This is a genomic window from Cupriavidus sp. U2 (assembly GCF_009663685.2).
In the GTDB taxonomy this organism is placed as follows: domain Bacteria; phylum Pseudomonadota; class Gammaproteobacteria; order Burkholderiales; family Burkholderiaceae; genus Cupriavidus; species Cupriavidus necator_C.
In genome coordinates this window covers 1-21,992 of the sequence record NZ_RCOG02000001.1, presented here as the reverse complement: position 1 = coordinate 21,992, position 21,992 = coordinate 1, and the positions used below count along the sequence as shown (strand labels likewise).

General features: G+C 68.6%; 20 protein-coding genes. 11 read left to right on the top strand and 9 right to left on the bottom strand.

Going from position 1 to position 21,992, the window contains the following annotated elements:
- Positions 1-13 precede the first annotated feature (13 nt).
- The 6 genes from D9X30_RS00100 to D9X30_RS00075 all read left to right on the top strand — a co-directional run bounded on the left by D9X30_RS00100 (position 14) and on the right by D9X30_RS00075 (position 4,943).
- Positions 14-1,021: a FecCD family ABC transporter permease gene (locus D9X30_RS00100; RefSeq protein ID WP_153947403.1), complete on the top strand. Its 1,008-nt coding sequence runs from the start codon at positions 14-16 to the stop codon at positions 1,019-1,021.
- The gene (locus tag D9X30_RS00095; RefSeq protein WP_153947404.1) at positions 1,018-1,827 is read left to right on the top strand and encodes an ABC transporter ATP-binding protein; all 810 of its coding nucleotides are present in this window, start codon (positions 1,018-1,020) and stop codon (positions 1,825-1,827) included. The genes D9X30_RS00100 and D9X30_RS00095 overlap by 4 nt, the downstream gene beginning before the upstream one ends.
- Positions 1,824-2,456, top strand: coding sequence for a cob(I)yrinic acid a,c-diamide adenosyltransferase (cobO, locus tag D9X30_RS00090; protein ID WP_153947405.1), 633 nt, complete (start codon positions 1,824-1,826; stop codon positions 2,454-2,456). The genes D9X30_RS00095 and cobO overlap by 4 nt, the downstream gene beginning before the upstream one ends.
- A gap of 67 nt (positions 2,457-2,523) precedes the next feature.
- Positions 2,524-3,588, top strand: coding sequence for a nicotinate-nucleotide--dimethylbenzimidazole phosphoribosyltransferase (cobT, locus tag D9X30_RS00085; RefSeq protein WP_228770866.1), 1,065 nt, complete (start codon positions 2,524-2,526; stop codon positions 3,586-3,588).
- A gap of 12 nt (positions 3,589-3,600) precedes the next feature.
- Positions 3,601-4,377, top strand: coding sequence for an adenosylcobinamide-GDP ribazoletransferase (locus D9X30_RS00080; protein WP_153947407.1), 777 nt, complete (start codon positions 3,601-3,603; stop codon positions 4,375-4,377).
- Positions 4,362-4,943 (top strand): histidine phosphatase family protein, encoded by a 582-nt coding sequence (locus D9X30_RS00075; protein WP_153947408.1) that lies wholly within the window; start codon positions 4,362-4,364, stop codon positions 4,941-4,943. Before D9X30_RS00080 ends, D9X30_RS00075 begins: the two co-directional genes overlap by 16 nt.
- On the opposite strand, the gene D9X30_RS00070 is transcribed toward D9X30_RS00075, so the two are convergent.
- Genes D9X30_RS00070 through cobU form a run of 4 tightly spaced genes read right to left on the bottom strand, consistent with a single transcriptional unit; the run spans position 4,940 to position 8,599 of the window.
- On the bottom strand, positions 4,940-5,836 hold the full coding sequence (locus D9X30_RS00070) for a cobalamin-binding protein (RefSeq protein WP_153947409.1): 897 nt from the start codon (positions 5,834-5,836) through the stop codon (positions 4,940-4,942). The genes D9X30_RS00075 and D9X30_RS00070 overlap by 4 nt on opposite strands.
- Positions 5,833-6,900: a threonine-phosphate decarboxylase CobD gene (gene cobD / locus D9X30_RS00065; protein ID WP_153947410.1), complete on the bottom strand. Its 1,068-nt coding sequence runs from the start codon at positions 6,898-6,900 to the stop codon at positions 5,833-5,835. Before cobD ends, D9X30_RS00070 begins: the two co-directional genes overlap by 4 nt.
- A complete protein-coding gene (gene cbiB, locus D9X30_RS00060) occupies positions 6,885-7,862 on the bottom strand; it encodes an adenosylcobinamide-phosphate synthase CbiB (protein WP_153947411.1) in 978 nt (325 codons plus the stop codon). Before cbiB ends, cobD begins: the two co-directional genes overlap by 16 nt.
- Positions 7,859-8,599 carry a bifunctional adenosylcobinamide kinase/adenosylcobinamide-phosphate guanylyltransferase gene (gene cobU, locus D9X30_RS00055; protein WP_153947412.1) on the bottom strand — a complete coding sequence of 247 codons (741 nt, stop codon included), beginning with the start codon at positions 8,597-8,599 and terminating at the stop codon, positions 7,859-7,861. Before cobU ends, cbiB begins: the two co-directional genes overlap by 4 nt.
- Before the next feature lie 170 nt (positions 8,600-8,769).
- Between cobU and D9X30_RS00050 the strand changes: the two genes are divergently transcribed.
- Entirely contained in the window at positions 8,770-10,287 is a 1,518-nt protein-coding gene (locus tag D9X30_RS00050) for a cobyric acid synthase (RefSeq protein WP_153947413.1), read from the top strand.
- Here D9X30_RS00050 and D9X30_RS00045 read toward each other — a convergent pair.
- Positions 10,262-10,816, bottom strand: coding sequence for a GNAT family N-acetyltransferase (locus tag D9X30_RS00045; RefSeq protein ID WP_153947414.1), 555 nt, complete (start codon positions 10,814-10,816; stop codon positions 10,262-10,264). The genes D9X30_RS00050 and D9X30_RS00045 overlap by 26 nt on opposite strands.
- Positions 10,817-10,992: 176 nt before the next feature.
- Between D9X30_RS00045 and D9X30_RS00040 the strand changes: the two genes are divergently transcribed.
- On the top strand, positions 10,993-12,180 hold the full coding sequence (locus tag D9X30_RS00040) for a PepSY-associated TM helix domain-containing protein (protein ID WP_153947415.1): 1,188 nt from the start codon (positions 10,993-10,995) through the stop codon (positions 12,178-12,180).
- A gap of 74 nt (positions 12,181-12,254) precedes the next feature.
- Here D9X30_RS00040 and panC read toward each other — a convergent pair whose 3' ends face one another.
- The 3 genes from panC to D9X30_RS00025 all read right to left on the bottom strand — a co-directional run bounded on the left by panC (position 12,255) and on the right by D9X30_RS00025 (position 14,386).
- Positions 12,255-13,097, bottom strand: a complete 843-nt coding sequence (gene panC, locus D9X30_RS00035) for a pantoate--beta-alanine ligase (protein ID WP_153947416.1) — start codon at positions 13,095-13,097, stop codon at positions 12,255-12,257.
- A gap of 156 nt (positions 13,098-13,253) precedes the next feature.
- A complete protein-coding gene (locus tag D9X30_RS00030) occupies positions 13,254-14,162 on the bottom strand; it encodes a segregation and condensation protein A (RefSeq protein WP_066731933.1) in 909 nt (302 codons plus the stop codon).
- A 32-nt stretch (positions 14,163-14,194) separates the two neighbouring features.
- On the bottom strand, positions 14,195-14,386 hold the full coding sequence (locus tag D9X30_RS00025) for a DUF3460 family protein (RefSeq protein ID WP_153947417.1): 192 nt from the start codon (positions 14,384-14,386) through the stop codon (positions 14,195-14,197).
- 173 nt (positions 14,387-14,559) lie between these two features.
- Here D9X30_RS00025 and D9X30_RS00020 point away from each other — a divergent pair, with 173 nt between their 5' ends.
- From D9X30_RS00020 to bamE, 3 genes are all read left to right on the top strand, one after another.
- Entirely contained in the window at positions 14,560-16,455 is a 1,896-nt protein-coding gene (locus D9X30_RS00020) for an autotransporter assembly complex protein TamA (protein WP_153947418.1), read from the top strand.
- Positions 16,455-20,594: a translocation/assembly module TamB domain-containing protein gene (locus D9X30_RS00015; protein WP_153947419.1), complete on the top strand. Its 4,140-nt coding sequence runs from the start codon at positions 16,455-16,457 to the stop codon at positions 20,592-20,594. Before D9X30_RS00020 ends, D9X30_RS00015 begins: the two co-directional genes overlap by 1 nt.
- Positions 20,595-20,659: 65 nt before the next feature.
- Complete coding sequence (gene bamE / locus D9X30_RS00010) at positions 20,660-21,208, top strand: outer membrane protein assembly factor BamE domain-containing protein (RefSeq protein WP_153947420.1); 549 nt, start codon at positions 20,660-20,662, stop codon at positions 21,206-21,208.
- 194 nt (positions 21,209-21,402) lie between these two features.
- On the opposite strand, the gene D9X30_RS00005 is transcribed toward bamE, so the two are convergent.
- A partial coding sequence (locus D9X30_RS00005; protein WP_249640843.1) for an IS3 family transposase occupies positions 21,403-21,992 on the bottom strand: 590 nt, incomplete at its 5' end.

Below are 21,992 nucleotides of genomic sequence, written 5' to 3'. Positions count from 1 at the left end.
CTGACGTCACGTCATGACCGAACTGCGCCGCGCGCTGACCGTCTGGACCGTCCTGGCCTTGGCCGGGGCGGCGGTGTTCGCGCTGTCGCTGGCGGCCGGCAGCGTCGCGCTGGACATCGCGCAGGTCTGGCAGGCGCTGACCGGCGCCGATACCGGCACGGCCGGCGCCATCGTGCGCGAACTGCGGCTGCCGCGCGCGGCGGCGGCGTTTGCCTGCGGCGGCCTGCTGGCGCTGTCCGGCGCGCTGATGCAGGTGCTGCTGCGCAATCCGCTGGCCGAGCCCTATGTGCTGGGCGTGTCCGGCGGCGCCTCCACGGGCGCGCTGCTGGCGATGCTGCTATCGCTGCCGCTGTGGGTTGTCCAGTCCGGCGCGGCGGGCGGCGCGCTCTGTTCGATGCTGCTGGTGGCCACGCTGGCGCGGCGCGACCTGCTGCATCCGCAAGTCCAGGGCGGCCACCACGAGGCCGGCGCGCGGCTGCTGCTGACTGGCGTGATCCTGGCGGCCGGCTGGGGCGCGCTGATCACGCTGATCCTGGCCATCGCGCCGGAATCGCGGCTGCGCGGCATGCTGTTCTGGCTGACCGGCGACCTGGGCGGCACGGCCAGCTACGGCTGGGCGCTGGCCACGCTGGTCGTGGCGCTGGGGCTGGCGATGCCGATGGCGCGTGCGCTGAACGTGATGCTGCTTGGCGAGACCGTGGCGCAGTCGCTGGGCGTGCGCGTGGGTCGCGTCAGGCTGGCCACTTTCCTGATTGCCTCGTTGGCCATCGCTGCGGCCATCACCACGGCCGGGTCCATCGGCTTTGTCGGACTGGTGGTGCCGCACATGGTGCGCCTGGCGTGGGGCAACGACCAGCGGCAGCTGCTGCCCGCGTCGGTGCTGCTGGGCGGCACGCTGCTGATGGCGGCCGATCTGATCGCCCGCACGGTGATCGCGCCGGCGCAGTTGCCGGTGGGGGTCATCACCGCGCTGCTGGGCGTGCCCACCTTCCTTTACCTGCTGCTGCGGAGGCCGCGATGAACGCATGGTCCGAGCCGCTGGCCCCGTGTCCCGTCTTGTCGCTGCGCGACGTGCGCCTGCGCGCGGGCCAGCGGGTGCTGGTCGATGGCCTGTCGCTGTCCATCCAGGCGGGCCAGCTCTGGTGCGTCGTGGGTCCGAACGGCGTGGGCAAATCCACGCTGATGGGCGTGCTGGCCGGCTTGCACGCGCCCGATGGCGGGGCCGTGGAAATCGACGGCGTGGCCGCCGCGCAGGTGGCGCCGGCCACGCTGGCCCGCCAGCGCGCCTATCTGCCGCAGGCCGTGCATGACACGTTCTCGATGGTGGTGGAAGATGCGGTGCGCATCGGCCGTCATCCGCACATGAGCGGCTGGGGCTGGGGCAAGCGCGACGACGACCGCGTGGTGCGCGATGTGATGGCCCAGTGCGATCTCGACGCGCTGGCCGCGCGCGATGTGCTGACCCTGTCCGGCGGGGAGCGCCAGCGCGTGTCGCTGGCCGCGGTGCTGGCCCAGCAGGCGCCGCTGCTGATGCTGGACGAACCGGTCTCGCACCTGGACCTGCGCCACCAGATCCTGGTGCTCGACCTGCTGCGACGCCTGACCCGTGCCGGCCGCCACGCCGCCGTGGTGATCCTGCACGACCTGACGCTCGCGCGCCGGCACGCCACCCATGCGTTGCTGATGGCAGAAGACGGCGTCGCGCTGCACGGCCCGGCGCACGAGGTCCTGACGCCCGCGCGGTGCTCGCACGCACTGCGCACCCCCATTATCAGCATCAGCGACGGCATCCATACCGCGCTGATCCCCGACGGAAAGACACCATGAGCGATACCGAACACCCGAGCCCGAGCGACGACGGTCGCGACGAGCGCCACAAGAACCGCATGGTCCGCAAGAAGGAGGTGGTCGATGCCAGGATTGCCGCCGCCCAGACCGAGCGCGGTGTGATCGTCATCACCACCGGCAACGGCAAGGGCAAGTCCAGCTCGGGCTTCGGCATGGTGGTGCGCGCGATGGGGCATGGCATGCACACGGGCGTGGTCCAGTTCATCAAGGGTGCCATCCCGAGCGGCGAGGAAATGTTCCTGCGGCGCTTTCCGGACCAATGCGAATTCCATGTGATGGGCGAGGGCTACACCTGGGAAACCCAGGACCGCGCCCGCGACGTGGCCAAGGCCGAGGCCGCGTGGGAGGTGGCCCGGCGCATGCTGCGCGACCCGTCGATCGGCCTGGTGCTGTTCGATGAACTGAACATTGCGCTGAAGTTGCACTATCTTGATGTCGAGACCGTGATCGCCGATCTGCGTGCGCGTCCCGCGATGCAGCATGTGGTGATCACGGGCCGCGGCGCGCCGCCCGCACTGGTGGAAGCGGCCGACACGGTGACCGACATGACGCCCGTCAAACACGCGTTCCAGCAGGGCATCAAGGCCCAACGTGGCGTAGAAATGTAGGAGAACGCCGGCCAGCGCCGCTTCCGCTTCGCCGGGCTGGCGTTCCCCGAGGATCGAAAGAAGACTGATGACCCATATTTCCGACTTTGCGCTGACCCTGCCGCCGATCGCGCCGCTGGACGAATCGCTGCGCGACGCGCTGCAGGCGGCCATCGACGACAAGACCAAGCCGCCCGGGTCGCTGGGCCGGCTGGAATCGCTGGCGCTGCAGATCGGCATGATCCGTGGCGAAACCGTGCCCGACCTGAACCGGCCCGCGATCATCGTGCTCGCGGGCGACCATGGCGTGGCCGATGCCGGCGTCAGCGCCTTCCCGGCCGAAGTCACCGCGCAGATGGTGCTGAATTTCCTGAACGGCGGGGCCGCCATCAACGTCTTCACGCGCCAGCATGGCATGGTGCTCGAAGTGGTCGACGTGGGCGTGCGTGCGCCGCTGCCGGCGTCGCCGGGGCTGGTCAACAGCCGCGTGGCCAATGGCACGCGCAATTTCGTCGAGCAGCCGGCCATGACCCCGGCCGAGGCCGGTGCGGCCATCAACACCGGCATCGCGCGGGTGCTGCGCCACGCGCAGCAGGGCACCAATGTGATCGGGTTTGGCGAGATGGGCATTGCCAATACCTCGGCGGCGGCCTGCCTGATGAGCCGGCTGACCGGCCTGCCGCTGGAAGCCTGCACCGGGCGCGGCACGGGGCTGGACGACGCCGGCGTGGCGCGCAAGCGCGAGATTCTGGCGCAGGCGCTGGCGCGGCATCCGGACGCCACCGATCCGCTGGACGTGCTGGCCACGTTCGGCGGCTTCGAGATCGCGGCGATGACCGGCGCCTACCTGGCGGCGGCCGCCAGCCGCATGGTGATCCTGGTGGATGGCTTCATCGCCTCGGCGGCGCTGCTGGTGGCCGCGCGCATCGACCCAAACGTGCTGCAGTACTGCGTGTTCTCGCACTGTTCCCACGAGCAGGGCCACCGCGCGCTGCTGGCCGAGTTCAAGGCCGAGCCGCTGCTGGCACTGGACCTGCGTCTGGGCGAAGGCACCGGCGCCGCGCTGGCCTGGCCGCTGGTGGCGTCGGCCGTTGCCTTCCTGCGCGAGATGGCCACGTTCAGCGGCGCCGGCATCAGCAACGCTTCGGCCTAGACCGCAGACGCCATGGCCGACGAACTCCGCTTCTTCCTGACCGCCGTGGGCTACTTCACGCGCGTGCCCATGCCGCAGCGGCTGGCGGTGTGGGTGGGGTTCGCGCCGCACTACCTGAACGCCGCCGCACGCTATTTTCCGGCGGTGGGCCTGCTGGTGGGCGTGGCGGGGGCATTGGTGACGGGCCTTGCATGGCAGCTCTGGTCGCCGTCGGTGGCCATCGTGCTGGGCATGGCTGCCACGCTGCTGCTGACGGGCGCGTTCCACGAGGATGGGCTGGCCGACTGCGTGGATGCCTTCGGCGGCGGCTACCGGCCCGAGGACGTGCTGCGGATCATGCATGACTCCCGCGTGGGCGCCTTCGGTGCCATCGCCATCGTGGTGGCGCTGCTGCTGAAATGGCAACTGCTGGTGTCCGTCGGCGAAACCCACGGCGGCGCGATGCTGCTGGCGGTGCTGGTGGCAGGCCACGGCGCCAGCCGCGCCATGGCCATCACGTTCCTGGCCACGCACGACTACGTGCGCCACGAAGGCAAGGCCAAGCCGGTGGCCCAGCGGCTGGAAACGCGAAGCCTGCTCTTTGCGCTGGCCTGTGGCGTGCTGCCGCTGCTGTGGGTCTCGCCGTGGTTCACCATGGTGACCGTGCTGGGGCTGGCCGGCCTGCGCGCCGCGCTCGGGGCCTATTTCGTGCGGCGCATCGGCGGCTATACCGGCGATTGCCTGGGCATGTCCCAGCAGCTTGCCGAGCTGTCGATCTACCTGGTCGCCGCGGCATGGAAGTTCTACTAATTCGCCACGCGCAGCCCGAGGTGGCGGCGGGCATCTGCTACGGCAGTCTCGACCTGACGCTGACGATGCCTGTCACGCCCGCCCCGATGCGGATCGTGGCCGGTCTGGCATCGCCGCATCGCATCGTGACCAGCCCCGCGCTGCGCGCGCGCGACACGGCCGCACAACTGGTGGCCTGCCTGCCGGAACTGCGCGTTGCCGATGTGGAGCCGCGCCTGCGCGAGATGGATTTCGGCACGTGGGAAGGGCAGCCCTGGGCCGAGATTCCGCGCGACGCGCTGGATCTGTGGGCGGCCGATCTGATGGGCGCCCGCCCGCACGGCGGCGAAAGCCCGGCGCAGGTGTCGGCGCGCGTGGCCGAGTGGGCCGATGCGCTCGATGTCGAATCGGATACGCGGTTGTGGGCGGTGACCCACGCCGGGCCGATGCGCATGCTGGCCGCCCATTGGCTGGGGATGGCACTGGCGCAGACGCTGAACTGGCCGCTCGGGTTCGGCGCCACCTGCAAGTTCAGCCTGGGCGATGGCGCGCCGAGGCTGGAGTGGTGGAATCGCGTGGCCGGCTAGTTGCCGCGCCGCGAGCGCGCGAGTTCGAGATCCTTGCAGATTTCGGCCGCGCCCTGCACCACGCGCGGGCCTGCGCGGTTGACCAGATCGCCGTCGATGATGAACAGGTTGTTGCGCGCCACGGCGGTGACCTGCCTCCATTTCTCCCACATCGAAAAATCCGCCAGCGGCTTGTCCGGGCGCGTGGCGCCCATGCCGGCCGTCAGCATGACCTCGGGATTGCCGGCCACCACGGCCTCCACCGACACCGTGGGCACCAGCGGCGCCTCCCGGGCGAACAGGTTGCGGCCGCCACACAGCGTCAGCAGGTCGCTGACCAGATGCTGGCCATTCAGCGTCATCAGCGGCTGCTGCCATACCTGATAGAACACCGTCACCGGCGGGCGATCGGCATAGGTCTTGCGCAGCGTCGTGACCTGCTGGCGGAAGTCGGTGGCGGCCCGGTTGGCCACGGCCTCCGTTCCCATCAGCGTGCCAAGCTTTTCAAGATTTTCCGGTATCGATTCCAGGCGGCGCGGCTCGCTGAAGAACAGCGGCATGCCCAGCGCGCGCAGGCGGTCGGTCTGCTTCTGGGCGTTGCCATGGCGCCAGACCACGATCAAGTCGGGCTTAAGCGCGGCGATGCGTTCCAGGTCCAGCGCCTTGTTGTCGCCCACGCGCGGGATGTCGCGCGCCTGCGGCGGGTAATCGCTGTAGCTGACCGTGCCGACGATGCGATCGCCACCGCCGGCCGCGTAGATCAGCTCGGTCACGTGCGGGGCCAGCGAGACGATGCGCCGCGCGGGCTGGGCCAGCGTGACGGTCTGGCCGGCGTCGTCGGTGACGGTGACGGCGGCATGGGCACAGGGGCTGGCGAGCAGCGCCGTGGCGAGCAGGAACGAGGGGGCCTTCATCGTGGTCCGGTGAGGATGGGGTGGTCTGTGGCGCCGGCTTGCAGGTCGGATCGTGCCGCGCCCAGTGCCGTATCGAGGCGCTGCCAGGCATCCTCGGCATCGGGCGGCAGGCCCAGACGCAGGCTGACCGGGCAGCCGCCAGCGGCATCGAACAGGCGCGTCCAGACACCTTGCCGGGCGAGCGCCTCATGCAGGGCAGGTGCGCGGGCATCGGGCACCCAGCTGAACAGCGGCTGCGATACCGGCGTCAGCCCGTGGTCACGCAGCAGCATCGCCAGGCGCTGGCCCTGTCGATGCAGCGCCGTGCGGGTGGCGGCCTGCCACGCGGTATCGGTCAGCGCCAGCCGAGCCACGGCGCGGGCCGGCCCGGAGACGGTCCAGTGTCCAAGCCGGCGCGACAGGGCATCGAGCAGGCCGGATTCGGCCAGCACGAAGCCGCAGCGCATGCCCGCCAGCCCGTAGAACTTGCCGATCGAGCGCAGCACGACCAGTCCGGGCTGGCCGGTGTGCGCGGCCAGCGATGGCGCGGTGGTGCTGTCGAGGAACGCCTCGTCGACGATCAGCGTGTCCAGCTGCGCATGCCAGCGCAGCAGCCGGTCGGGCGAGAGCAGCCGTGCGGTCGGATTGTTCGGATTGACGACGACCAGATGATCGAGCCAGGCTGGCAGGTCGTCGCGGGCGAAGTCCTGCTCGTCGAGCGGCACCACCGTATGGCCGGCCAGCGCGAATGCGGGCGCATATTCGCTGTAGCCCAGCGCGGCGATGCCCACGCGCCCCGGTCGCAGCAAGGTGGGCAGCGTGCGGATGGCCGCCTGCGAACCCGCCACGGGCAGCGCGTGCGGCGCGCCATAGGCCTGCGCGGCGATCTCCGCCAGGCCGTCGTCGTCCTGCGGCAGCCGCTGCCAGGCGTCGGCAGGCAGCGCTGGCACCGGATAGCCGGCCGGATTGATGCCGGTGGACAGATCGAGCCAGTTTTCCGCCGCACGGCCGTAGCGGCGCACGGCGGCCAGCAGGTTGCCGCCATGACGGATCGGGGCCGGGGCGCCGCTCACGCCGATCCCCATTTCGCAACCAGCACTGCCACCAGCGGCACGCTCAGCATCGCCACACCGAGCCACAGCCACAGCGTGCGCTGCACGAGCCGCAGACAGGCGTGGACGTGCGCGGCGCCCGGGGCGGCGCCGATGCCCAGCGGCGGGCGTTCTTCCCACTCGCCGTGGTAGCGCGCGCCACCGCCCAGCGCCACGCCCACCGCGCCGGCACCGGCCGCCATCACGGGGCCGGCGTTCGGGCTCGACCAGGCCGGGGCCTGCGTGCGCCAGCAGCGTATCGCCTGCGCGGTGGCGCCCAGCAGCGCGTACGACAGCGCGGTCAGCCGCGCCGGCACCAGGTTCAACCCATCGTCGATGCGGGCAGCAGCCCAGCCGAACATTTCCCAGCGCGGCGTGCGATAGCCCCACATGGCATCGAGCGTATTGGCCAGCCGGAAGACGATCACGGCTGGCGCGCCGCCGACGAGGAACCAGAACAGCGCACCGAAGATGGCATCGTTGCCGTTTTCCAGGGCCGATTCGCAGGCGGCCCGCGCCAGCGCTTCGGCGTCGGCATCGGCCGTGTCGCGCGACACGATGCGCGCCGTCAGCGTGCGCGCGGCGGGCAGGTCGTTGCGGCTCAGTGCATCGGCAATCGGGGCGATGTGCTGCGTCAGGCTGCAGGCGCCCAGCGCGAAGTAGAGCGCGACGGCGTGCAGCGCCCAGGCCAGCATCGGATGGACCTGGGCCGCCAGCGAGACCAGCCATGCGGCCAGCGCAGCCGGCCCAAGCACCACCAGCGCCCACGCGAGCAGTCCGGCCAGGCGCTGACGCGCGGCGCTGCGTTCGGGGCGATTGAGACGGTTGGCGACGGCCGACGCGAGACGGCCAAACCCGACCAGCGGATGCCAGCGGCGCGGCTCGCCAAGCCAGCGGTCCAGCAGCACGCCGGCAAGTGCGGCCGCCACGCAGGCAGGCCAGGACAGCATGATCATCGTGTGTGGGCGCCGCGAGCCTGGGACGGAGCGGGGTCCTTGATCGATACCGGGATGCCGGCGACCAGCAGCCGCACGCGATCGGCGGCGGCGGCCAGCTTCTGGTTCAGCCGGCCCAGCTCGTCCACGTAGAAACGCGTGATGGCGCCCATCGGCACCACGCCAAAGCCGATTTCATTCGACACCAGGATCACATGGCCGGGCAGCATCGGCAGCGCCGTCATCAGCGCGTCGATCTCCTCGGTAAAGGCTGGCGGCGGCGTGATGACGCCGTGTTCGGGATACTCGCGGTTCTCGCCGAAGACAAGGTTGTTGAGCCACAGCGTCACGCAATCGACGAGGATGCAGCCGTCGTGGCGCGCATGCGCGTAGAGCGCGTCGGCCAGATGCACCGGCTCTTCCACCAGCGTCCAGTCGGCCGGCCGGCGCGCGCGATGCAGCGCGATGCGGACTTCCATTTCCTGATCGGCCGCTTCGGCGTCGTGCCGGGCCGTGGCGATGTAGGTGACCGGGCCGCGCGTCAGGGCCGCATGATCGGCGGCGAGCTGTTCGGCGAAATGGCTCTTGCCCGAGCGCGCGCCGCCCAGCACCAGCGTCAGTTCGCGCGGCGCGGCGGTGCCGGCCTGCGGCTGCGGTTCCGCCTCGGTCACCGGATTGGCGTCCGTGACCGCACCTGCTGAAGCCGGTTCGGAAATGGCCGAGAGATTGAGCGCCTGGGGCGGGGCTTGGGTCTTCATCCGGCGTATTGTAGCCGTCGCATCCCCCGGCCGCATGCAGGAATCTGCAGAGTTTTCCGGCCGAAGGCGCTGTGCGGATGGCCGGCCGCTGCTGCCATAATCGCGCGATGCGAAACGATCCGTCTGCCAATCCCTGTCCGTTTGCGCCGCGTGGCTTGCGCGGCACCCTGATGGTTCAGGGCACCACGTCCGATGCGGGCAAAAGTACCGTCGTGGCCGGCCTGTGCCGCGTCCTGGCGCGCGCCGGGGTGGCCGTGGCCCCGTTCAAGCCACAGAACATGGCGCTGAACAGCGCGGTCACCGTCGATGGTGGCGAAATCGGGCGCGCCCAGGCGCTGCAGGCGCAGGCGGCCGGCCTGCAGCCCCATACCGACATGAATCCGGTGCTGCTCAAGCCGAGCAGCGACATCGGCGCCCAAGTCATCATCCACGGTCGCGCGCGCATGGATCTCGACGCCAAGGCCTATCACGCCTACAAGCCGCAGGCGATGGCCGCCGTGCTGGAAAGCCACGCGCGCCTGAGCCAGGCGTACGGCGTGGTGCTGGTGGAAGGCGCGGGCAGCCCCGCCGAAGTGAATCTGCGTGACCGCGACATCGCCAACATGGGCTTTGCCGAACGCGTCGACTGCCCGGTGGTGCTGGTGGCCGATATCGACCGCGGCGGCGTGTTCGCCCATTTGGTGGGCACGCTCGATTGCCTGTCCGAATCCGAGCGGGCGCGCGTGAAGGGCTTCATCATCAACCGCTTTCGCGGCGATATCGCGCTGCTGCAGCCGGGCCTGGACTGGCTTGTAGCCCGCACCGGCAAACCCGTGTTCGGTGTGCTGCCGTACCTGCACGGCCTGCATCTCGATGCAGAGGACGCCATCGCCAGCGCGCAGGTGGCCAGCCGTGATGGCGATGTGCTGCGCGTGATCGTGCCGGTGCTGCCGCGCATCTCGAACCATACCGATTTCGACGCGCTGCGGGCGCACCCGAACGTCGACCTGCAGTTCATCGGCCCTGGCATGCCGATTCCGCCGGCGGACCTGGTGATCCTGCCGGGCAGCAAGAGCGTGCGCGCCGACCTGGCCTTCCTGCGCGCCAATGGCTGGCAGCCGGCGCTGCTGCGGCACCTGCGCTACGGAGGCAAGCTGATGGGCATCTGCGGCGGCATGCAGATGCTGGGGCGGCGGATCCACGACCCCGACGGCCGCGAAGGCCCGGCCGGCACCAGCGATGGGCTGGGCCTGCTCGACTTCGACACCACGCTGGCGCCCGAGAAACAGTTGCGGCGCGTCGCCGGCCGGCTCGATGCGTCAACTGGCGGGGCAGCGGTGGAAGGGTACGAGATCCATCTGGGTATCACCTACGGCCCGGCACTGGCGCGCCCGGCGCTGTGGCTGGACGCGGCGGACGGTTCGGATGATGCGAGTGATGCGGCTTATGCGGGCGGCAATCCCAGGCCCGATGGCGCCGTATCGGATGACAACCAGGTGATGGCCACCTATGTCCACGGCCTGTTCGACCATCCGGACGCCTGCGGCGCGCTGCTGCGCTGGGCCGGTCTGGCGCGGGCCGAGGGCATTGCGCTCGATGCACTGCGCGAGGCGTCGATCGACAGGCTGGCCGACAGCATGGCCGCGCACCTCGACCTGCGCGCGATGTTCGGGCCGCTGGCGGCTACGGCCCCGGCGCCAGCCGACTGACCAGCGCGTCCACGTCGTCCCAGCTGACGCGGCGGATGGGCACCATGAGGTCCGTGCCCGGGAACGGGTCATCGAAGGCCTCCGATTCCACGCCGCCCAGGCGCCGGTAGAACGCGCGCGCCTGTGTGTTGCCGTCGAGTACATAAAGAAACAACGGCTTGCCGGGCCACTGGCTGGCCACCCGCGCGGCACAGTGGGCCATCAGCGTTCTGCCATAGCCACGACCGTGAAACGCTTTCATCACATGGAGATTGTCCAGATAGATCCCATAGCCGGGTTCGGCCAGCGGCATCAGGCACGAGAATCCGGCTGGCTGCCCGTTCACACGCAGGATGGTGGCTTCCAGCGGGGCCTCGGCGCCTTCGAGCATCCGGGCGCGCCAGGTGGCCAGCCGTTCGGCCGGCGCATAGGTTTCCAGGTAATCGGCGGGAATCAGCCCGCCATAGGCATCGCGCCAGCTTTCGGCGTGCATGGCGGCTAGCAGATCGGCGTCGGCCGGAGTGGCGGGAACCAGTTCGATCAGGGGCATGGCAGGGCAGGGCGGGGGCGGACCGGATGGCGCAAGGGGTGGCGCGCCCACGATCTTAACGGCACGCTGCTAGAATCGCGAATTCTTCGCATTTGCATTTGGGCGGTGGCGCACAGATACGTTGCGAAAGCTTACCAAATGTGCGTCAAGCGCTGCATTTCAAAAGAAAGAGTCCCATGGTCTCCGGTCGTCTGCGTACTGTCTTTGTCAAGCTGCATCGCTATATCGGGCTGGTCTTCGGCCTGCTGTTCGTCATGATGGGCCTGACCGGCACGCTGATTTCCTGGCGGGACGACATCGACAAGTGGCTCAATCCAGACTTGCTGCAAGGGGTGTCGGCCACGCGCATTCCGGTGGGTGCCGCCACAGTGGAATCGGTCACGGCCAGGCTGATGGCCGATCCGAAGTATGGCAAGCCCAACCTGCTGATGCTGCCGGTCGACGAACACGACGTGTTCATCGCCTACTACCCGATCAAGGGGCCGGAGGCGATGCCGGGCCGCTCGCGGCAGGTCATGATCGACCCCGTCACGCTGGCCGTGAAGGGCGAGCGCCTGTTCGGCGTGCCGGGGCTGTCGCGCCAGCAGATCATGCCGACGCTGTTTCACCTGCATCGCTACCTGCTGTCCGGCGACACGGGCAAGACCATCATCGGCGTGACCGGGATGGTGCTGTTCTTCACGGTGCTGATGGGCGTCGTGCTGTGGTGGCCCAAGATGAAGCTACGGGCGCTGAAGCAGTCGGTGCGCATCGCGCACGGCGGTTCGTGGTCGCGCTTTGTCTATACCTTCCACCGCGCGGGCGGCATCTTTGCGGCGCCCGTGCTGGCCACCATCGCGTTTTCGGGCTGGTATCTGAACCTGCCGAAGTGGGTGACGCCGATCATCAGCACGGTCATGACCGTGAGCCCGCAGGTGAAGCACCAGTCCGATACGCCGCCGGCCGGCGCCCACGCCATCACCCCGGCCCAGGCCATGACGGCGGCGCAGCAGCAGTTCCCGGGGGCGCAGGTCACCCGTATCAGCCTGCCGCGCAAGCCCGGCGATGCCTACGAGGTGCGACTGCGCCAGGAGGGCGAACTGCAGGAAGACAGCGGCGCCACGCGGCTCTGGCTCGACGCCTATACCGGGCGGCCGCTCGGCGCCCGCGATCCGCGCGATGCCCGGTCCGGCGACGCATTGATCCTGTGGCTGTTCCCGCTGCATACCGGCGAGGCGTTCGGCACCTACGGCCGCGCGTTCATCACCGCATTCGGCCTGATGCCGCTGGCCTTCGCCGTGACCGGCGTGCTGATCTGGTGGAAACGCCGCAGCGGCCACAAGCGCCATCTGGAGCGGGAAAAGGCGCGGCTGAAGCGGGCCTGAGGATGTGAGGCGGGAGAGGTTTTCTCCCCTCTCCCGCTGGGCGGGAGAGGGGCGCAAAACTATCGGGACGCGACTTAGATTTCGAGGTTGTCGATCAACCGCGTATTCCCCAGCTTGGCCGCGGTCAGCACCACAAGCGGTTCGCCGGCGGCGAATTCCTCGCGCGTCGGGGCCTGCAGGTTGCTGCGCTTGCGGATCGACACATAGTCGGGCTTCCAGCCGCGTGCCTGCAGCCGGCCCAGCGCGTCGGCCTCCACGGCCAGCAGATCGACGTGGTCGTTGCCCAGCACGGCGTCGCGCACCTCGTGCAGCGTCTTGTACAGGACCGGCGCTTCCTTGCGCTCGGCTTCGCCGAGATAGCGGTTGCGCGACGACAGCGCCAGGCCGTCTTCGTCCCGCACGGTCTCGGCCGGGATGATGTCCACGGGCAGCGCGAACTGCTGCGCCATGCGCCGCACGATCATCAGCTGCTGGTAATCCTTCTTGCCGAACACGGCCACGCGCGGCTGCACGCAGCAGAACAGCTTCATCACCACGGTGCAGACGCCCTTGAAGAACCCGGGGCGGAACTCGCCTTCAAGGATGTCGCCCAGGTCGTGCGGCGGTTCCACGCGGTATTCCTGCGGCACCGGGTACATGTCGGCCTCGGTCGGCGCGAACAGCACGTACACCCCTTCGCTCTGCAGCTTCTCCACGTCGTCCTGCAGCGTGCGGGGGTACTTGTCGAAATCCTCGTTCGGGCCGAACTGCAGGCGGTTGACGAAGATCGACGCCACCACGGGGTCGCCATGCTGGCGTGCCAGGCGCATCAGCGACAGGTGGCCTTCATGCAGGTTGCCCATGGTGGGAACGAACGCCACGCGGTTCTGGCCGCGCAACTGGTCCCGCAATTCCTGGATGGAAGGAATGACTTTCATGAATGTGGTGTGCCGTCGTGGTTGGAGCGTGCCGCTGCGTGGCAGCTGGCGTGCCGGCTCTCTGGGATTGCATTGGCCGGCTGTCGGCGGATTGTAGAGCATCCGCGCCGGTTCGGGCCCGGCGCCGGCGGGGAATTGTTCCGCGGGGTGGAAGGATCAGGCTGGCGTGTACGCCAATCGCACATAAATGGGTGCGAATGGCTCGGCCTGGGTGATCTCGACCAGCGCCTCGCGCGACAGTTCGAGCATGGCGATGAAGTTCACCACCACCACGGGCACGCCCTTGCCGGAGCGGATCGCGTCCTCGAACAGCTCGCTGAATTCCATGAAGCGGGCGTGCTGCAGGCGGCGCAGGATCTGGCTCATATGCTCGCGCACGGACAGCTCCTCGCGCGAGATCTTGTGGTGCTGGTTCAGTTTGGCGCGCTTGAGCACGTCGGCCCAGGCGGACTGCAGGTCCACCGTTTCCACATCGGGGAAACGCTGCACCAGGCTCTGTTCGATATAGACCTGCGATCGCAGGAAATCGCGGCCCAGCTGCGGCACGGTGTCCAGGCGCTGGGCAGCCAGCTTCATCTGCTCGTATTCGAGCAGGCGGCGCACCAGTTCGGCACGCGGGTCCTCGGCTTCCTCGTCGCTGTCGGCCTTCTTGACCGGCAGCAGCATGCGCGACTTGATCTCGATAAGCATCGCCGCCATCAGCAGGTACTCGGCCGCCAGTTCCAGATTGGTCTGGCGGATCTGGTCGACGTACGAAAGATACTGACGCGTCACCTGGGCCATCGGGATGTCCAGGACATTGAAGTTCTGCTTGCGGATCAGGTACAGCAGCAGGTCAAGCGGGCCTTCGAAGGCTTCCAGGAACACTTCCAGCGCATCGGGCGGGATGTACAGATCCTGGGGCAGCTTGAACAGCGGCTCGCCGTAGAGGCGGGCGAATGCCATCCCGTCGACCATGTCGGCCGGATTGGCGCTGGCGCCGACAGGCTGCGCCACGCTGGGCAACTCGACGGGCAGCGTCAGTTTTTCCTGCGCGCCGGGGTCCAGCGGATCGCTCGGATGCATCGGGATGGTCGTCGGCGTGGCCGGATGGCCGATCAGTTGTCGGACGAGTAGACGTACGGCTTCTGCGCCACGCGCGAGGCGTTGGCCTGGGCGCGTTCCTCGAGGTCGATCGGGGCCTTGTCCCACAGCAGGCCGCGGCCTTCGCGCTGCTCCGCTTCCAGCGACGGGCGCTCCTGCTTGAGCGTCTTCAGGAACTGGGTGATATCCGATTCGTACATGGCCATGATGAAACCTGTGCCCTTTGGGCGGGGTTGGGGATGACGGGGCAAGATTTTACCGTATCGGCAAGCCTGGCTGCCGGTGCGGACCCTGGAAACCCGAATTTTGGCGTCGGGATGGCCTTGCGGCGCCGGTGGTGTGGTCAAATAGCGACTTGATTCGGGAGCCACCAGGACGGATGACGATTGCTTTGGGCCGCTTGGCCGCACAGCCCGCCCCAGCCAAGGCGCCAGGCACCTCCGGCGGTGCCGGATGGCTCTCGCGTATAGTCGCGGCCGATGTTGCCAGCCGTGTCGCCACCCAGGCCGTCGCCCTGGCCATCGCCCTGCTGCTGCTGCTGGCCCCCTGGCAGCCCGCCCATGCCGCCAAGGCCCAGTACAAGGTCGAGATCGACGCGCCCAAGGCGCTGAAGGACATTCTCGAAGAACACCTCGACCTGTCGCGCTACGCCACGCGCACCGATATTTCCGACGACCAGTTCCAGTACATGGTGGAAACCGTGGGCGACCAGGTGCGCCAGTTTGCTTCCACCGAAGGCTGGTTCGACCCGGTCACCAAGGCCACGGTGGAAGGCGAGGGCGACCATCGGGTCGTTCATATCAGCGTGGACCCCGGCGCACGCACGGTGATCCGGCGCGCGGATGTCGAGGTAAGTGGCCCCGCCGCCACGCTTTCGCCGGAGCAGGTGGAGCAGATGCGCCAGAAATGGGGCCTGCCGGTGGGTCAGCCGTTCCGGCAGGCAGACTGGGACAAGGCCAAGGAAGACGCCCTGGTGCAACTGCAGAGCAAGAGCTACTACGGCGCCAGGCTGGCGTCGTCGCAGGCGCGCATCGAACCCGACGAGCAGGCCGCCGACCTGCGGGCAAAGTATGAGAGCGGCCCGGCCTATGTGCTCGGGCCGCTCGAGATCGAAGGCACGCGCCGCTATCCGGCCCAGATCATCCGCAACGTAAATCCGCTGAACGAGGGCGAGCCTTACCGGGTGGAACGGCTGCTGGAATTCCAGCGGGCGGTCCAGAACCAGCCCTATTTCTCGAACGTGCAGGTCGAACTGCAGGAGCCGCCCGCCGCCACGTCGGCCGAGGCCGCCGCGCAGCAGCAGACCGTGACGGCGCCGGTCAAGGTGAAGGTGCGCGAATATCCGACGCACCGGCTCAGTTCCGGCGTCGGTTTCACCACCGATACCGGCGCCCAGGTGGAAGGCCGCTATTCGTACTACAACCTGTTCAACCGCGCCTGGGTGCTCGACTCGCAGGCCCGGATCGAACAGAAGCGTCAGTACGGGTTTGTGGAAATGGCGATGCCGCCAGATCCGCACACGTACCGCAACAGCATCTATACGAGCTACGAACGTCTGATCGACGTCGAGAGCACCGACACCAAGAGCTGGCGCGCGGGTCTGAAGCGTTCGCGGTCGCGCGAGAAGTACGACACCACGGTGTCGCTCGACTTCTACTACGACGTGCTGACGCCGTACGGCGAGCCGTCGCAGTATTCGAAGGCGCTGGTGCCGGCATTCGCGTGGACGCGCCGCGACGTGGACAACCCGGTCTTCCCGCGCCGGGGCAACGTGATCAACACCCAGATCGGCGTGGCCGCCAAGGGCGTGCTCAGCGACGCCACCTTCCTTCGCATGTATGGCCGGATCCGCCAGTACGTGCCGGTGGGCAACCGCGACCTGTTCGTGGCGCGGCTGGAACTGGGCGCTGACATGACGTCGAACGATCCGTCGCTGATTCCGGCCACGCTGCGCTTCCGCGCGGGCGGCACCGATTCGATCCGCGGCTATAGCTACCAGTCGATCGGCACGCCGTCCGGCCAGAGTGTGCTGCCGGCGCGCTACCTGGGCACGGGCAGCCTGGAATACCAGTACTGGTTCAAGCCCGAATGGGGCGCCGCCGTGTTCTGGGACATGGGTACCGCCACCAACAACCTGAACGGCATCAAGATCTACCACGGCGTGGGCGTGGGCGCGCGCTGGCGCAGTCCGGTGGGGCCGGTGCAGCTCGATGTCGGCTACGGCATCCAGCAGAAGCAGTTCCGGCCGCATATCTCGCTGGGGGTGGCGTTCTGATGAACATGCCGGACATGCCACCCGTGCCGCGCGAGGGCCGCGACACGCCGGCCAAGCCTCGCCGCCCCCGCCGGCGCGTGTGGAAGGTGCTGGCCTGGCTGCTGGGCATCCTGCTGGTGCTGCTGATCGCGCTGGTCGCCACGGCCGTGGCGGCGCTGCGCACCGAGACCGGCACGCGCCATCTGTGGAACGTCGCCACGCGGCTGTCGGCGGGGATGCTTGCCGGCCAGCTTGACGGCGGCACCGTGGCCAGCGGGCTGCGACTGCACGACGTGGTATTCGCCACAGGCGACACGCGCGTGACCATCGACCGGATCGACGCGAGGTGGGACGTGTCATGGTCGCCCACGCGGGTGCATGTGGCATGGCTGAAGCTGGGCAGGATCGACGCGCGCCTGCCGGCTTCCCCGCCGAGCACCGAGCCGGCAAGGATGCCGCAGTCGCTGGAACTGCCGCTGGCTGTCGATGTGGACACGCTGACCGTCGGCGAGCTGTCGCTGCTGCAGGGGCCGGCCGCCACGTCGACCCCGCTGGTGCTGTCGGACCTGTCCGGTGCGCTGCATAGCGACGGCCAGCGCCATCGCGTGGTCGTGGACAAGGTCGTCACGCCGTACGGCAAGCTGCAGGCCAACGCGCAGATCGGCGGCAAGACGCCGTTCCCGCTGACGGCCGAGGCGCTGCTGGAGGGCCGCTGGAAGGAAGAGACCTACGCGGTGTCCGCCACGGCCAGCGGATCGCTGGAACAACTGCGGGCCGAACTGGAAGCCAGCGGCGACCGTATCCGGGCGCGCGGCAATGCCGACGTGACGCCTTTCGGCAAGGTGCCGTTCACGCACCTGATTGTCGATGGCGAGCGCATCAACCCGCGCCTGTTCAGCCCCACCGCGCCGCAGGCCAACCTGACGGTCCATGCGGAACTGCGCCCGGTGGAATCGGTGCCGCCCCCGCCCGAAGTCGCCAAACCGAAGCCAGGTGAATCGACCGCCAGCGCCGTGGCCGCCGCATCGGCCGCGTCGGCATCGGCGCCCGTGCCTACACCGGCGGCCCCGACCAGGAACCTGCTGGCCGTGGCCGGCGACGTCAGCGTGCGCAACCTGGAGCCGGGCCCGATCGACAAGGAACGCCTGCCCGTGCATGCCGTGCAGGCGCGCGTCGAGCTGAGCGAATTGACGCAGACGCTGCGCGACCTGCGGATTCAGCTGCCGGGCCGCGCCGAGATCGTCGGGCAGGGCACGCTGCGCGAAGGGCGGGGCGGCTTCGATCTCGATGTCCGGCACCTCGATGCCGCCGCGCTGCATACCGGCATGGTGGCCACGAACCTGTCCGGCCCGGTGATCCTGCGGCTGGAGCCCGGCCGCCAGAGCGTGGCGCTGGATGTGTCCGGCGGCGAGATCAAGCTGTTCGCCGATGCCCGGATCGACGAAGACGCGGTCACGCTCAAGGCGCTGCGGGCGGGCCTGGGCAGCGGCACGCTGACCGCCGACGGCAAGCTCGGGCTCAAGGACGAGCAACCCTTCGACTTCAAGGGCAAGCTCGCCAATTTCGACCCGGCGCGGCTGGCCAAGGTGGCGCCGGGCCGGATCAACGCCGAGTTTTCGACGAAGGGCTCGTTGGAGAAAGTGCTACGTGTGGCGCTCGACTTCGCGCTGGGCGAGAGCGAATACGCAGGGCTGCCGATGACCGGCAACGGCAAGGTGCGGCTGGAGGGTGAGCGCCTGCTGCCCAGCCAGGCATCGTTGCTGATGGCTGGCAACCAGGTGAACCTGAATGGCAGCTTCGGCGCGCGCGGGGACAGCCTCAAGGTCAATATCGACGCCCCGCAGCTGGACCGCCTGAAGTTCGGCGTCGGTGGACGTGCGAAGGTGGACGCGGTGGTCACGGGCACGCTGAAGAAGCCCGAGGTGGTGGGCGACTACAGCGCGCAGTCACTGGTGGTGGGACCGCACAAGGTGGCCAGCGCCAACGGCCATGTGGAACTGCGCGGCGGGCTGAACGGCACGCTGTCGGCGCAACTGGCCGCGCGCGACTATCACGGGCCGCAGGCCACGGTGCGCACGCTCGACGCCAACCTGAGCGGCACCCAGGCCGATCACACATTCGACGCCAGGGCGGCCGGCACGATGCACGAACGCCCGCTGCAGCTGTCGCTGTCGGGGCAGGGCGCCTGGCGCGGCGACAAGGGCTGGACCGGCACCATCCGCACGTTGGAGGAAAGCGGCACGGCCAAGGTCCGGCTCGTCTCGCCCACGCAGCTGATGGTGGCGGACCGCCATATCCGGCTGGGCCAGACGCGGCTGCAGTTCGAGCGCGCGACGATGAGTATCGAAGGCTTCGAGTTCGATCACGGCCGTATCCGCACGCAGGGTGCGTTCAACGGCGTGGAGGTGGGCAACATCATCAGGCTGGTGGAGACGTTCACCGGCGAATCGCAGCCGGTGCGCTCGGACCTGGTGCTCGATGGCGGCTGGAACCTGACGCTGGCCGAAACCGCCGCCGGATTTGCCGAAGTCCGGCGCCGCAGCGGCGATGCGTCGGTCAATGCAGGCCGGGGCTGGACCACGCTGGGCCTGAGCGAAACGGCGCTGCGGGCCGAGTTCGGCGGCAATCGCGTGACGCTGCGCGGCGGCAGCACGTCGCAACGGATCGGCAAGGTGACCGTCGATGCATCGGCGGGGCTGGTCAGCGAACAGGACCTGTTGACGGTGGGTCCGGGATCGACGCTCGCCGGCACGATTACGGCCGACATCCCGCGCCTGAAATCGCTGGAGGCGCTCAGCGGCCCGCAGTACGCGCTCGAAGGCAAGCTGGCCGCGGCACTGCAACTGGCCGGCACGGTGGGCAAACCGCTGCTGACCGGAGCCATCGACGGCAACGGGATCGGCGTCACGCTGTACGACCTGGGTATCCGGCTGACCGACGGCGAAGTGCACGTGGTGCTGGACCAGAACACCGTGGAACTGAAGCAGGTGCGATTCCGGGGCGGCGACGGCACGCTGACGGCCACTGGCGCGGTGAAGCTGGGCGAGACCGATCCGAACCTGACCGGCCGCATCGTTGCCGACAAGCTGCAGCTGTTTGCCAGCCCCGAGCGCACGCTGATCGTGTCCGGCGAGGCCGGCATCGCCAACGAGAACAAGCTGATCGCCATCCGTGGCAAGTTCCGCGTGGATCGCGGCCTGTTCGACCTCCCCAAGGCCAGCGCGCCAGTGCTGGGCGACGACGTGGTCGTGGTGCGCCGCAAGGACGAGCGTGCACTGAAGACGGCTGCCACGCCGGTGGTGCCCGAGTCCAGGCCGGCCAGCCGCTTCAGTCCGCTGATCGATGTGACGATCGACCTGGGCGACAACTTCCGCTTCCGGGGGGCCGGCGCCGACATCCTGCTGGCCGGGCAGCTTGGCATCAAGAGCGAGCCGCTGGCGCCGATGCGGGCCACGGGCACGGTGCGCGTGGTGGAAGGCACATACGAGGCCTTCGGTCGCAAGCTCGATATCGAACGGGGCACGATCAACTTCAACGGCCCGGTGGACAACCCGAACATGTTCATCCGCGCCCTGCGCCGCAATCAGGAGGTGGAAGCGGGCGTGGAAGTCACGGGCACGGTACGGCTGCCGCGCGTGCGGCTGGTGTCGGAGCCGAACGTGCCCGACGAGGACAAGCTGTCGTGGCTGATGTTTGGCTACGGCGCGGAGAGCGCGGGGTCCAGCCAGCAGCGCCAGCTGAGCGGCGGCGCCATCGGCGGCGCGGCGCTGGGCATGATCGGCGGCAAGGCTGGCAAGAGCGTGGTGTCGCATTTCGGCATCGACGAATTCTCGATCGGCCCCAGCACGGCCGGGCTGAACGACCAGCAGGTGGTCAGCATCGGCAAGGCGGTGTCCGACCAGATTTCGGTCGGCTACGAGCAGAGCCTGACGTCGGCATCGAACGTGGTGAAGCTGACCTGGGCGTTTTCGCGGCGCTGGTCGCTGATTGCCAAGGGCGGATCGATCAATGGCCTGTCGGTGCTGTTCAACCGCCGGTTCAACAATTGGGATACGCTGTTTGCCGGCGATTCGGGCCGGCGCCGGAATGCGGCGGCCGGCGCCGCTGCGGACGGCGCCAGCGCACCGGCCGGCGATCCCGTCGAAGCCATCAAACGATGAAGCCAATCCTTGCGAGGCTTGCGATGCCACCTTTCCACCACGCGTCTCGCCGACGCCTTGCCGCCATGGGACTGATTGCCAGCCTGCTTGCCCTGTTCGGATGCGACCAGCAGAAGGTCGACGAAGCCATGAAGAAGGCGAAATCGGTGGCCACCGACACCTGGAACAGCGTGAAACCCGACAGCCAGCTGTTCAAGGGCATCGAGATCGGCAAGTCCACCGAGGACGATGTGCGGCGCCAGGCCGGCAAGCCCGAGATCGTCTGGGAAGAACCGGACGGCGGCCGCCGCCTGGAATACCCGCGTGGCCCCGAAGGCGCCACCACATGGATGGTGACGACCAACGCCGACGGCACCGTGCGCGCCATCGAACAGGTGCTGACGGCAGACAATTTCGCAAAAGTACGACCCGGCATGAACAAGGACCAGATCCGCCGGACGCTCGGCAAGCCGACCAAGGTCGAGGCGTTCCGCCTCAAGCAGGAAGAGGTGTGGGGCTACCGCTGGTTCGAAAGCCCGACGGACCGGGCCTTCTTCAACGTGCATTTCAACAACGACGGCACAGTGACCACGACGTCGCGCAGCGACGATCCGTCGAAGATGGGTGGAGGTTGATGCCGCGTGGGTTGTCTCCCCTCTCCCGCGCAGTGGGAGAGGGGCGGGGGAGAGGGCAACGCGGCTATGCTTGCCGACCTGCCGCAATTTGAACCGCTGCACCCTCTCCCCCAACCCCTCTCCCGCCCGGCGGGAGAGGGGAGCGGTGGGGGGAGTTTGATGCCGCGTTGGTTGTCTGTAGTGGTCAAGTTTTTTCAGACAGGTGTTAGGGTGGTCTGTTGGAACTTGTCCTCGTAGTCTGTTGGCGACGCGTAGCCCAGTGTCGAATGCAAGCGCACCGGGTTGTAGAAGCCCACGATGTACTGTGTGATGTCGCGCCGGGCTTCGGCGCGGTCGGCGTACCGCCTTTGCCAGACGCGCTCCATCTTCAGGTTCAGGAAGAAGCGTTCGGCTACGGCGTTATCCCAGCAATCGCCCGACCGGCTCATGCTGCAAACCAGGCCGTGGCGCGCCAGCAATCCCTGGTACTCCTCGCTTGCATACTGGCTGCCCCGGTCCGAATGCACGATCAGCCCAGGCGCCGGATTGCGCTGCACGATGGCCATCTTCAAGGCCGACGCCACCAGCGCGGCGGGCATGGCCGCTGCGCTGGCCCAGCCCACTACCTTGCGCGAATACAGGTCCAACACCACCKCCAGATACAACCAGCCTTCCCCCGTGCGCACATACGTGATGTCCGACACCCAGGCCCGGTTGGGCTGTGCGGGCCTGAACTGCCTGCTCAGCACGTTCGGCGCCATCGGCCTGCCATGCCGGCTGTCAGTCGTCGCCACGAACTTGCGCT